This is a genomic window from Agrobacterium sp. 22-209-1 (genome assembly GCF_053522485.1).
Window position 1 is genome coordinate 59,307 of sequence record NZ_JBNWCH010000016.1, and the last position, 12,706, is coordinate 72,012.

The 12,706-nt window shown below is 59.3% G+C and carries 11 protein-coding genes; 5 read left to right on the plus strand and 6 right to left on the minus strand.

Annotation, left to right across the window (positions count from 1 at the left end; genetic code table 11):
* The first annotated feature begins 48 nt into the window (after positions 1-48).
* The 3 genes from ACQZ48_RS22700 (at position 49) to ACQZ48_RS22710 (ending at position 3,113) form a co-directional block, all read left to right on the plus strand.
* Positions 49-444, plus strand: a complete 396-nt coding sequence (locus tag ACQZ48_RS22700; RefSeq protein ID WP_137411273.1) for a RidA family protein — start codon at positions 49-51, stop codon at positions 442-444.
* Positions 445-475: 31 nt separating this feature from the next.
* Complete coding sequence (locus tag ACQZ48_RS22705) at positions 476-1,564, plus strand: D-TA family PLP-dependent enzyme (protein WP_448729511.1); 1,089 nt, start codon at positions 476-478, stop codon at positions 1,562-1,564.
* Between the two features lie 70 nt (positions 1,565-1,634).
* Positions 1,635-3,113, plus strand: coding sequence for a M81 family metallopeptidase (locus ACQZ48_RS22710; protein WP_448729508.1), 1,479 nt, complete (start codon positions 1,635-1,637; stop codon positions 3,111-3,113).
* A gap of 12 nt (positions 3,114-3,125) precedes the next feature.
* Here the strand turns inward: ACQZ48_RS22710 and ACQZ48_RS22715 are convergent, their stop codons facing one another.
* The 6 genes from ACQZ48_RS22715 to hutI form a co-directional block, all read right to left on the minus strand.
* Positions 3,126-3,698 (minus strand): HutD/Ves family protein, encoded by a 573-nt coding sequence (locus tag ACQZ48_RS22715; RefSeq protein WP_271365001.1) that lies wholly within the window; start codon positions 3,696-3,698, stop codon positions 3,126-3,128.
* A gap of 39 nt (positions 3,699-3,737) precedes the next feature.
* Positions 3,738-4,745: an alpha/beta fold hydrolase gene (locus tag ACQZ48_RS22720; protein WP_173991293.1), complete on the minus strand. Its 1,008-nt coding sequence runs from the start codon at positions 4,743-4,745 to the stop codon at positions 3,738-3,740.
* A gap of 192 nt (positions 4,746-4,937) precedes the next feature.
* Entirely contained in the window at positions 4,938-6,611 is a 1,674-nt protein-coding gene (gene hutU, locus ACQZ48_RS22725; RefSeq protein WP_269833623.1) for a urocanate hydratase, read from the minus strand.
* 11 nt (positions 6,612-6,622) lie between these two features.
* Positions 6,623-7,423, minus strand: a complete 801-nt coding sequence (hutG, locus tag ACQZ48_RS22730) for an N-formylglutamate deformylase (protein ID WP_077983216.1) — start codon at positions 7,421-7,423, stop codon at positions 6,623-6,625.
* A gap of 1 nt (position 7,424) precedes the next feature.
* Positions 7,425-8,969, minus strand: coding sequence for a histidine ammonia-lyase (gene hutH, locus ACQZ48_RS22735; protein ID WP_137411267.1), 1,545 nt, complete (start codon positions 8,967-8,969; stop codon positions 7,425-7,427).
* Positions 8,966-10,225, minus strand: a complete 1,260-nt coding sequence (hutI, locus tag ACQZ48_RS22740; protein WP_443387475.1) for an imidazolonepropionase — start codon at positions 10,223-10,225, stop codon at positions 8,966-8,968. Before hutI ends, hutH begins: the two co-directional genes overlap by 4 nt.
* Before the next feature lie 114 nt (positions 10,226-10,339).
* Here hutI and ACQZ48_RS22745 point away from each other — a divergent pair, with 114 nt between their 5' ends.
* Together ACQZ48_RS22745 and hutC are read left to right on the plus strand one after the other, a co-directional pair.
* The gene (locus tag ACQZ48_RS22745; RefSeq protein ID WP_448729509.1) at positions 10,340-11,686 is read left to right on the plus strand and encodes a formimidoylglutamate deiminase; all 1,347 of its coding nucleotides are present in this window, start codon (positions 10,340-10,342) and stop codon (positions 11,684-11,686) included.
* A 51-nt stretch (positions 11,687-11,737) separates the two neighbouring features.
* On the plus strand, positions 11,738-12,463 hold the full coding sequence (hutC, locus tag ACQZ48_RS22750) for a histidine utilization repressor (RefSeq protein ID WP_077983210.1): 726 nt from the start codon (positions 11,738-11,740) through the stop codon (positions 12,461-12,463).
* The last annotated feature ends 243 nt before the right edge of the window (positions 12,464-12,706 follow it).

The following is a 12,706-nucleotide window of genomic DNA, read 5'->3' on the forward strand; positions in this document are numbered from 1 at the left end:
ACGTGTCGTAAAAATTTCTGGAATTATGAAAATTATTTGCGAGGACTCATGCAAAAGACGAAACTGATACGATATGAGACGGCGGATAATCAAGCTGGCGGACAGCGGCGGCCATTTGCTAAGGCCGTCCGGGCCGGCGATTTCGTTTATGTTTCCGGGCAGGTGCCAACCGTCGATGGCGAGGTGGTGAATGGCGGGATCGTGGCACAGACCGAGCAGGTGGTTGCGAATATCAAGGATGTTCTGGCGCTTGCCGATTGTTCGCTGGCCGATGTGGTCAAGGTCAATGTCTGGCTGGACGATGCCCGGGATTTCTCGAGCTTCAACGCTGTCTTCCAGAAATATTTCATCGATCATCCGCCGGCACGCTCTACTGTGCAATCGCCGCTGATGGTCGATGCCAAGGTGGAAATGGACGTTATCGCCTATAAGCCGCTGGCATGAAGCCCAATTTGCCGATGTTTGAGAGTAGATGATGACCTATCCCTGGCCTGATGCGGGCACACCCCTCAATACGATTTCGACGCCGATGCCTGTCATCGACGAGGACAGGCTCGCCGCCAATATCCTCAGGGCGCAATCTTATCTGGATGATCACGGCAAGGCCTTTCGGCCGCATATCAAGACGCACAAGATACCCGCTGTCGCCAAACAGCAGCTTCAGGCCGGCGCCATCGGCATTAATTGCCAGAAAGTCAGTGAGGCGGAGGTTTTTGCGGATGCCGGCTTTGATGACATTCTGATCACCTATAATATTCTCGGTGCAGCAAAGCTTTCGCGGCTGAAGGTGTTGAATGCGCGCATCGGTAGGCTGAGTGTCGTGGCCGACAGCGCCGTGACGATTGCCGGTCTTGCGGCTACATTTGATCCGGAAAGACCGCTCGCCGTTCTGGTCGAATGCGATACGGGCGGCAAGCGCTGCGGTGTGCAGACGCCGGAAGCGGCATTGGCGCTTGCGGAACAAATCGTCGCGGCACCGGGCCTCACATTCAGGGGCATTTTGACCTATCCCGCACCGGGCGGAGCCGCGACGGTGGAAAACTTTCTTCGCGAGACGATGGCATTGCTGGCGGAAAAGGACATGGATTGTCCGGTGCGGTCCAGCGGTGGTTCTCCCGATTTTTACGCCGCCCATCTGGTTCCTTCCGCCACCGAACACCGGGCCGGCACCTATGTCTATAATGATCGCGCCATGCTGCGCGCCGGACATTGCACGGCGGGCGATCTCGCCATGCATATTCTCGCCACCGTCGTATCGCGACCGACAGCCGATCGTGCCGTGCTGGATTGCGGTTCCAAGGCCCTGACTTCGGATCTCCTGGGTTTTAGCGATTACGGGCTGCTTGAAAGCTACGAAGGTGCGAAAATTACCTCGCTTTCGGAAGAACACGCGGTTGTCGATCTATCCGGCTGCGCCTCGGGCCGGCCTGAAGTCGGCGACATGGTCAAGGTTGTCCCGAACCACACCTGCGTCGTCAGCAATCTTTTCGATAGGATGGTCTTCCATCGAAACGGCGTCGTGACGCGGGTTGAGCAGGTCGCGGCGCGCGGTACGGTCTGGTAAATTACCCGGCTAATTAAATTCTGAAGTAAAGCTGCCAATGGGCAGATTGCGGTAACGAGAATCTAGAGACATGCGCATCTTCACGGCGTCACTCGCCACCGAAACCAACACGTTTTCACCTGTCCCGACGGATATGGATGCTTTTCGCGCGGCTTTTTATGCCGGGCCGGGCGAGCATCCAGAAACGCCGACGCTTTGCTCGTCGCCAGTGCCGATCTTGCGCCGTCGCGGCAGGGTGGAAGGGTTCACGGTAATAGAGGGAACCTCCTGTTGGGCCGAACCGGCCGGCCTTATCCAGCGCCAGACCTATGAAACGCTGCGGGATACAATTCTTACCGAACTCACCGCCGCCTTGCCGGTCGATGCGGTGGTGCTCGGTCTGCACGGCGCCATGGTGGCACAGGGTTATGATGATCCGGAAGGGGACTTCCTGTCCCGGGTCCGCGCATTAGTCGGACCGGATGTACTTATCGCGGCGGAATTCGATCCGCACAGCCATCTGACGGCGCTTCGGGTCAAAAATCTCGATATTATGGCGACGTTTCTGGAGTTTCCGCATACGGATTTCGAAGAGCGCGGCGAGCATGTGGTGGAAATGGCGCTGCGCACGCTTCGGGGGGAGATAAAGCCGGTCATCTCCACTTTCGATTGCCGTATGATCACCATTTATCCCACCAGCCGTGAACCGATGCGCTCTTACGTCGACCGGCTGAAGGCGTTGGAAGGCAAGGATGGCATCCTGTCGATTTCCGTTATTCACGGTTTCATGGCGGGTGACGTGCCGGATATGGGAACGCGCATCGTTGTCGTGACGGATAATGACAGGGCAAAGGGCGATGTGCTGGCCCAAAAGCTCGGCCATGAGCTTTATGCCATGCGCAAGTCGACCGCCATGCCGATGCTGGATACGGAATCCGGTCTCGACCAGGTTCTTGCCATTTGCAGCAATAATCCGGACAGGCCGGTCGTCGTATCGGATATCTGGGACAATCCGGGCGGCGGTGTCGCCGGCGACGCCACCCATATTCTGCGGCGGATGGTGGAGCGCGGCATGGACAATATCGCTGTCGCGACGATCTGGGACCCGATTGCGGTGTCTTTCTGTCACGCGGCGGGCGAGGGGGCCGAGATCGATCTGCGCATCGGCGGCAAATCCAGCCCTGAAGGTGGCGAGCCGCTCGATTTCCGCATCAAAGTAATGCGCACGGCCGAGGCTGGCTGGCAGAGTTTCCGCAACAGCCGCGTCACGCTCGGCCGTGCCGCTGTCGTCCGGCCGCTCGGTACGCAGATCGATATCATCCTCATTACCAGCCGCACACAAACTTATGAGCCGGATATCTTTTCCAATCTCGGCGTCGATTTTGCAAAAAAAGACGTACTGCTGGTCAAGTCCACCAACCATTTCCATGCGGGGTTTGCGCCGGTCGCATCCGAGATCGTTTATATTGCTGCCCCGACATCCTATCCGACCGATCCGGCAAGAACGCCCTATCGGAAGGCGAGCCTTGAGCTTTGGCCGCGGGTCGCCGATCCGCTGGGGCTGGATTGAGGTGAGGCAGCTTCACACCTGATCAAACGACACAACGAAGAAACGAGCATCCTTTTCAACGCCCTCTATGGCGAATCCGGTGCCGGGCTCCAGAAGTAGGCTGTCGCGTCGCTGCAAATTCACGTTTCTGCCGCCTGATGAGACGCTGACGGGATCAGCGGCAAAAATTACCGTCGCCGTTGACACCGTTGAGTGAACGGTGAGCGCGCCGCGATGTCTCTCGACGCGGTGCGCATAGTGTCTGCGACGGGACATGACATTGAGATCGACGATGGGACCATTCCCCAGAACGGCGTATACGGAAACATCGGCAGCGAAGGGCAAGGGATCGCTTTCCATCGTCAACGAAACGGGTTCGCATGCGTCAATACTGAGGCTCATGCCGTTCCCCTCAAGGATGCAGAGGGTGCGGTCAATCCCGTCAAATATGGAAAAGGGCCCATCTTGCGCAACATCCGCCATGCTGATGCGCCAGTCGAAATCCGCCATCGAGGCGTTTGCGGGATGAACGATGATCTCGGTCGTTACGCCGCCGCCGTTTTTCCAGGGCATGGATGTGTAGGTGCCCTTTGGTAGGTATCTCATCTTTTGCATTCCCTGTGTATTCGGCTGGATAGGGTGGCGCTATTTGCCGTCGCTGGCGATACGCCGTTCAAGCTGTTTTTGCGCCGCGTGGAGATCAGCTTTTTTCCCGGCGAGTTTCTCTATCGCCTCGACGACAAGATCACGCGCGACATAGTCAGACTTGTGCCCGAGATTTTTCACAACGATCAATGTCGATCCGTCGATAGTGCGTGCAAGCTGGCGAGAATGAATTTCCGGTGAAACAACATTGTCCGTGTCGCCGGTTATGATGATGGTCGGCGCCTTGATTTTGGAGTAACTTGGCGAGGCGCTCCGCGCCCATGCATTCAGCGCGGCAACTTCCTGCGCGTTATGGCGAAAAGCCTGCGGTCTCAATGCGGCCCATGCGCGTGTCGCTTCCACGTATTCACGGGGACGATTATTGGGCGCAAAAACACCACGCGTCGCCTGATCGAGTGCGAGGAGACCCGCGGGCGGCGCGACGAAGGTCGAAAAAAGCGGGCCGGTTACCGGGGCGCTTGCCGCTGTGTAATACCAGGCAATGCCGCCAGGCCAAGGATAAACCGCGGGAGAAAGAAACACCAGGCCCGACACCATCTCGGGGTGACGAAGCGCGAATGCCGCGGTGATGGCGCCGCCAAAGGAGTGGCCGACGATGATGGCCTTGTGGATGCCGCGCTTTCTCATCAACTGAGCCACGGCATCCGCCTGCCCATCCGGCAGGATATTCTCCTTGCCGCCAATGTCGGAGCCGCCATGGCCCGGTCTGTCTATGAACAGCAGTCTTGCGCGGCCAGTGAGTTTATCCGCAAAGGAAAACAGCGGATCATAAAGACTTGCGCTTGCGCCGTGCAGGAAAACGATCGGCGGCAGGTCTGCCTGTTTCTGCGGTTCAATCAACAGGCTGTTGAGTTTGTATCCGCCGACATCGATTCTCACCGGAGCGGCCTTTTGGGCTTCGGAGGCTGGAGCGGCGGCGAAAGAAAAAGCGGGAAAAATTGCACCAATCAAAAGGGAAAGGCCGAATGAGATACGCCGTGGTGCCATGCTGTCGTCCGCACTCCATCAAAGCTCGCCGCGTTATCGTCGGCGCGAAAAATGAACCGTTATGCCTGAGCGACAGTAACAACGAGAAAATCGACTCGAAAGTTTCAGACGGATGAGCGGGTTGGATATTACCCGCCCGGCTTGGTTGGCGGAAGGGGAGGCCGCGCGGCGATGGACCGCGCGGCACAACAATCAATTGCCGAGAATGCCGGGCAGGCGCAGTCCCTGCTCCTTGGCGCATTCCACGGCGATGTCGTAACCGGCATCGGCATGACGCATGACGCCGGTTGCCGGATCGTTCCAGAGCACGCGCTCCAGCCGGCGCGCGGCATCGTCGGTGCCATCGGCGCAGATGACCATGCCGGAATGCTGCGAGAAGCCCATGCCGACGCCGCCGCCGTGATGCAGCGAAACCCATGTCGCGCCGGATGCGGTATTGAGGAGCGCGTTGAGGAGCGGCCAGTCAGAAACGGCATCCGAGCCATCCTTCATGGCTTCGGTCTCGCGGTTGGGCGAGGCGACGGAGCCGGAATCCAGGTGGTCGCGACCGATGACGATTGGCGCCTTCAACTCGCCGTTCTTGACCATTTCGTTGAAGGCGAGGCCGAGACGGTGACGGTCACCAAGGCCGACCCAGCAGATGCGCGCCGGCAGGCCCTGGAAAGCGATGCGCTCACGCGCCATGTCCAGCCAGTTGTGCAGGTGCTTGTTATCAGGCAGCAGCTCCTTCACCTTGGCGTCGGTCTTGTAGATATCTTCCGGATCGCCGGAAAGCGCCGCCCAGCGGAACGGGCCGATTCCACGGCAAAAAAGCGGGCGGATATAGGCCGGAACGAAACCGGGGAAAGCGAAGGCGTTTTCCAGCCCCTCATCCTTGGCGACCTGGCGGATATTGTTGCCGTAGTCGAGCGTCGGAACGCCGGCGTTCCAGAAATCGACCATGGCCTGAACATGCACCTTCATCGAGGCGCGGGCGGCAGCGGCAACGGACTTCGGGTCGCTTTCCTGTTTGGCGCGCCATTCGGCAACGGTCCAGCCGGCGGGAAGATAGCCATGGATCGGATCGTGCGCCGAGGTCTGGTCGGTGACGATATCGGGGCGAACGCCGCGACGGACCAGTTCCGGGAAGATTTCCGCGGCATTGCCGATCAGGCCGACGGATTTTGCCTCACCCGCCTTTGTCCATTGGTCGATCAGCGCCAGCGCCTCATCGAGCGTATGCGCCTTCGCATCGACGTAACGGGTACGCAGGCGGAAATCGACGCGGGTCTCGTCGCATTCGACCGCGAGGCAGCAGGCGCCGGCCATGACGGCGGCGAGCGGCTGCGCGCCACCCATGCCGCCGAGACCGCCGGTGAGAATCCACTTGCCCTTCAGGTTGCCGTCGTAATGCTGGCGGCCAGCCTCGACAAAGGTTTCATAGGTGCCCTGCACGATGCCCTGCGTGCCGATGTAGATCCACGAACCGGCCGTCATCTGGCCGTACATCGCAAGGCCCTTCTTATCCAGCTCGTTGAAATGATCCCAGTTCGCCCAATGCGGCACCAGGTTGGAATTGGCGATGAGGACGCGCGGCGCATCCTTGTGGGTGCGGAACACGCCGACTGGCTTGCCGGACTGCACGACGAGGGTTTCATCCTCGTTCAGATCCTTCAACGTTGCGACGATGCGGTCGAAATCGTCCCAGGTGCGGGCGGCGCGGCCGATGCCGCCATAAACCACCAGCTCATGCGGGCGTTCGGCCACGTCGGGATCGAGATTGTTCATCAGCATGCGCAGCGGCGCTTCCGTCATCCAGCTTTTGGCATTGAGGTCAGTGCCCTGCGGCGAGCGGACATCGCGGATATTGTGGCGTGGATTGTTCATGTGTTTTCCCCTTATCGTTTCGTATCGAGCGCAAATTTTTCCATGCGCGTGAGAATGGTCTTGAGATGGGCGCGAAGCCGTTCGGCTTTGCCCGTGTCGTAGGCAAAAGGCGGGTGCTCGGTTTGAAGATGGGTGGACTGCGCCAGTTCCATCTGAATGGCATGCACGTCGCTTTGCGGTTTTCCGTAATGGCGCGTCGTCCAGCCGCCCTTGAAACGGCCGTTCAGAATGCTGTCGTAACCCTGCGCCGCGGCGGTCACCTCGACGGCGATCTTTTCGATGGCCGGATCGCAGGTCTTGCCCATATCCGTGCCGATGTTGAAGTCCGGCAGCTTGCCCTCGAACAGGAAGGGGATATGCGAACGGATCGAATGGCAATCATAGAGAATGGCGATGCCGTGGATGGATTTCACCCGCTCGATTTCCGTGGCGAGGGCCGCGTGATAGGGCGCGTGGAAATTTTCCAGACGGTAGGCAATATCGTCCTCGGTGGGTTCCTGTCCTTCATTCCAGATCGACTCGCCGTCGAAATCGGTCTGCGGCACAAGCGCGGTTGTGTTCTGGCCCGGATAAAGGCTCACCCCGGCCGGGTCGCGATTGGCGTCGATCACATAGCGGTGGAAGGTCGCCCTTACGGTTGTCGCATTCTCGAGAAGGCCGGCATAGAGCTCATGGATATGCCAGTCCGTATCGGCGAGAATCTTGCCGTTGTCGTTCAGACGTTGCCAGATATCCGCCGGCACATCCGTGCCGGTGTGGGGCAGGCCGAGAATGATCGGCGATGAACCTTCCTTGACGTCGAGGGCACGCATCTCAAACCTCCAGCTTCGGCAGAATGCCGTCCGAAATTGCCGCGACCAGCGCGCCGGAGGCAATCAATTCCGCCGCAGCCTTCAGGTCCGGCGCCATATAACGGTCTTCCTCCAGCGAAGGGACTGTCGCGCGTAATGCCGCAATCGCTTTTTGCAGTTCGGGGCTCGTCTTCAGCGGCCCGCGCAGCTCCACACCCTGCACGGATGAAAGCGCTTCGATACCGAGAATGGCAAAAAGATTGTCTGTCATCGGCAACAGACGACGCGCACCATGGCAGGCCATGGATACATGGTCTTCCTGATTGGCTGAAGTCGGTGTGGAGTCCACCGAGGCCGGATGCGCCATCTGCTTGTTCTCGCTCATCAGCGCGGCGGAGGTGACTTCGGCGATCATCAGGCCGGAATTCAGGCCCGGCTTTTTGGAAAGAAAGGCCGGCAAGCCATAAGAAAGCGCCGGATCGACCAGCAGCGCCACGCGGCGCTGGGCGATTGCACCGATCTCGCAGATGGCGAGCGCCGTCTGGTCGGCGGCAAAGGCCACCGGTTCGGCGTGGAAATTGCCGCCGGAGACGACGGAATTGTCTGATAGCACCAGCGGATTGTCGGTCACGGCGTTGGCTTCGATTTCCAGCGTGCGGGCCACCTGCCGCAGAAGATCGAGGCAGGCGCCATCCACCTGCGGCTGGCAGCGAATGCAGTAGGGATCCTGCACCCGCTCATCGCCCTCGATATGGCTGACGCGGATTTCCGAACCCTCCAGCAGATTACGAAGCGCCGCTCCTGCGTCGATCTGGCCCTTATGGCCGCGCAGGCTGTGAATATCGGGATGGAAAGGTGCGGACGACCCCATGGCGGCATCCGTGGAAAGTGCACCGGTAATCAGCGCAGCCTGCGCCGCACGATGGGCGCGGAAAAGGCCGGCAAGCGCCAGCGCCGTTGAGGTCTGTGTGCCGTTGATCAGCGCCAGCCCTTCCTTAGCGGCAAGCACCACCGGGGTCAGTCCGGCCTTTGCCAGCGCCGTGCCGGCGGGAAGAAGTGTGCCCTCATAAAAGGCCTCTCCTTCGCCCATCATCACAGCCGCCATATGGGCGAGCGGCGCAAGATCGCCGGAAGCCCCAACCGAACCCTTTTCGGGAATGACGGGGATGACACCCTTCTCCAGCATGGCTTCGATCAGCCGCACCAGTTCCAGCCGCACGCCGGACGCGCCGCGGCCGAGCGACACCAGCTTCAGCGCCATGATCAGCCGCACGATATTTTCAGGAAGCGGTGCGCCGACCCCGCAGCAGTGCGACAGGATGAGATTGCGCTGCAGCGTCGCCACATCCGCCGCATCGATCTTTATGGAAGCGAGTTTGCCGAAACCGGTATTGATACCATAGACCGGCGCATTGCCGGCAGCGATCTCAGCGATGCGGGCTGCCGCCTTTTCAATGCCTTTATCGAAGCTGCGGTCGAGTTTGGCGCTGCCGTTCTCCCAGTATATCTCGGCGAGATCGGCTAAGGTCACATTGCCGGGGTGAAGCGTGATGGTCTTCATGGTCATGAGGAAACCTTCTGTCCCTTGAAAATGCGGGCGTGGAGCGGATTGAAACCGATGCGGTAGACAAGTTCTGCCGGACGTTCGATATCCCAGATGGCGAAATCAGCGGATTTTCCAGTCTCCAGCGTGCCGGTTTCCGTAAGCAGGCCGAGCGCTTTTGCCGCGTTGCGTGTCGTCGCCGTCAGGCACTCTTCAACGGTCATGCGGAAAAGCGTTGCGCCCATATTCATGGTCAGCAGCAGGGAGGTGAGCGGCGAAGTGCCGGGGTTGCAGTCCGTTGCCAGCGCCATGTCGGCCCCGGCGTCGCGCAGGGCCTGCACTGGCGGCAATTGTTTTTCCCTGAGCGCGTAGAAAGCGCCGGGAAGAAGCACGGCCACGGTTCCTGCTTTCGCCAGCGCCTTCGCACCGGCCTCATCAAGATATTCGAGGTGATCGGCCGAAAGCGCGTTATAGGATGCCGCAAGCGCGGAACCGCCAAGGTTGGAAAGCTGCTCGGCATGAAGTTTGACCGGAAGGCCGCACTGTTTCGCAGTCTTGAAAACCCGGTCGATCTCCTCGACGGAAAAGGCGATGCCTTCGCAAAAACCGTCAACCGCATCCGCCAAGCCTTCCGCATGGGCTTTTTCCAGCCCCGGCAGGACGACATCGCCAATATAATCGGCGTTGCGCCCCTTATAGTCTGCAGGTGTGGCATGCGCGGCGAGATAGCTGGTGACGATACGCACCGGCCGCAATGTCTCGAGCCTGCGGGCGACGCGCAGCATCTTCAGCTCGGTTTCAATATCAAGACCGTAACCGGATTTGATTTCGACCGTGGAGACGCCTTCGGAAAGAAGCGTGTCGAGACGCGGCAAAGCCTGCGCCACCAAAACATCTTCCGAAAGCGCGCGCGTGTCGCGTACCGAAGAGACAATGCCGCCGCCCGCTTTGGCGATCTCTTCATAGGTCGCCCCATTCAGCCGCATCTCGAATTCCATGGCGCGGTTGCCGCCGAAAACAAGATGGGTGTGGCAGTCGATCAAGGCCGGGGTGATCCAGCGGCCGGCGCAATCGGTCGTCTCATCGGCCCTCGAGAGATCGGCAGGCAGATCGCTTTCCGGGCCGGCAAAGGCGATGCGTCCGTTACGCACGACAATGGCGGCATTTTCGATGGCGCCGATGCCTTCCATGGCGGGATTGAAGGTTGCCAGCCGGGCGTTGCGCCACAAAGCCGTGGCGTTCCCCGTCGCCGTTCCGTTTGCAGATTCGTTGCCTGGCATTTGCTTTTCGCCTTTCCTTTGTGAGTTAAATGTATATACATAATAATTGGCTTGGCAAGCTGCAATTTCGTGTTTGAAATGGCCTTGCCGGATAAAACCAAAGGAGAGGGTGGCATGATGGCAATTCACGCGGGCGCAGCGCTTCTGGCGGGCGGATGGGCGAAGGATGTCCGCATCGTCTGCGACGAGGGCAGTATTTCATCCGTCGAAACCGGTGTTTCCCCGCAATCGCAGGATGAGCGGCATGCCCTCATCGTTCCAGCCATGCCCAATCTCCACAGCCATGCCTTTCAGCGGGCCATGGCGGGGCTTGCCGAAATCCGCGGCCCGGGCAACGACAGTTTCTGGAGCTGGCGCACCGTCATGTATAAATTCGCGCTCTCCATGACGCCCGACCATGTCGAAGCGGTTGCCGCCCAGCTTTATATGGAAATGCTCGAGGCCGGTTTTGGACGGGTCGGCGAATTTCACTATCTGCATAATGACAGGGATGGCTCGCATTATGGCAATATCGCCGAAATGGCCGAGCGTATCGGCGCAGCCGCCTCGCAGACGGGTATCGGCCTCACATTACTGCCGGTCTTTTATGCTCATTCCGGTTTCGGCGGCCAGGCGCCGATCGACGGGCAGAAGCGCTTCATCCATTCGCTCGACAGTTACGGAAAGCTGATGCAGGGCGCGCAGGCCGTGGTGGACGGGCTGCCGGGCGCCACCCTCGGCATAGCGCCGCACAGTCTGCGTGCGGTCACCGCGGAAGAGCTGTCAGCCATCGAGCCGCTGGCAAAAGGCGGGCCGATCCATATTCATGTGGCGGAACAGACGAAAGAAGTGGAAGATTCGCTTGCCTTTTCCGGCGCGAGACCTGTGGAATGGCTGCTTGAAAACGCGCCGGTCGATGGCCGCTGGTGCCTCATCCATGCGACACATATGGCGGAAACCGAAACGCGCGGCATGGCAAAAAGCGGCGCCGTTGCCGGCCTTTGCCCGATCACCGAAGCCAATCTCGGCGACGGCATCTTCCCGGCTCCGGCGTTTCTTGCTGAGGGCGGCCATTATGGCGTCGGATCCGATTCCAACATTCTGATTTCCGTGCCGGAAGAATTGCGAACGCTCGAATATTCGCAACGTCTCTCGCATCGGGCACGCAATGTCATCGCCGATGCCGGCCGCTCCACGGGAGAAAAACTCTTCCGGCAGGCGCTCGAGGGCGGCGGCAGGGCTCTGGCGTCGCGAAACGGTCTGGAAAAAGGAAAAAGCGCCGATTTCGTCGCTCTCGATATTTCCGCCGTGTCCTATCTTCCGATATCGCAGATTCTCGATCAGTGGATATTCGCGGGCGGCGTTTCCGTCGATTCCGTTTGGATGCGCGGCAAAAAGCGCGTGCAGGCCGGCCGGCATATCCATCGCCGCGAAATATCCGACCGTTTCAACAAGGTCATGGCTGAACTTCTCGATAGCTGATATGGGCGCGGCGGTAACAGGAAAAAGCCAGCGGGGAAAGGCATTGCGGACGTGACGAAAGCATCAGCCGGGCAGACCCTGCACCAGCGTATCCTCAGCGAGATCGAGGGGCGGATCGTTTCAGGAGAATGGCCGCCGGGACACCGGCTGCCTTTCGAGGTCGACCTCGCCGATCAATATCATTGTTCACGCATGACCGTGAACAAGGTCATGGGTCAGCTCGTCAAGGCCGGTTTGATCGAACGCCGCAAGAAATCCGGCAGTTTCGTGCGCCAGCCGCAGATTCAGTCCGCCGTTCTTCAAATTCACGATATCGGGGCCGAGGTCGAATCCCTTGGCCTCGATTATGGCTTCAAAATTCTGGCGTGCAAAATGCGCAGTGCAGAAAGCACGGATCGTGAGCGGCTCGACGTTTCCGTCGGCACGCCGTTGCTCGACGTTCTCTGCATCCATTTTGCCGGTGCGCGCGAATTCTGTGTCGAACAGCGCCTCATCAATTTGACGGCCGTGCCGGAAGCGGCTGAAACCGACTTTACCGAAATTGCGCCAGGCCCCTGGCTGCTCGGCCATGTTCCCTGGAGCACTGCCGAACACCGGATCAGCGCCGAAACACCGTCGAAGGAGATCGCGCGCCTGCTCGGTATTTCGGACAGGCAGGCGTGTCTTGTCGTGGAGCGCCGCACCTGGAGCAATTCGGGCGCAGTTACCCATGTGCGCTTCACCTATCCCGGAAATGCGCATGCGCTGGTCGCCCGCTTCAGCCCGTCTTCCGACTGATATCCGCAAGGCCTTCGTTCCTGTTATTGCGATATGGAGACCCTATATAGGGGAAGGCCCATCAAGCTTGACGGTCAAAGACGGAAAACCGTTAAAAGTCGTTAAATTATACGATAATTTTCAAATTTCCTTTTAGAATCATGCAGATATCACATTTCTTTATTTTTTCGAATTTGGTGTGTTGACTTGTTTGGTGAGGTTCTCTTATAAGTCCGCTCACTGAACGAGGGCGGCGGCGCTGCT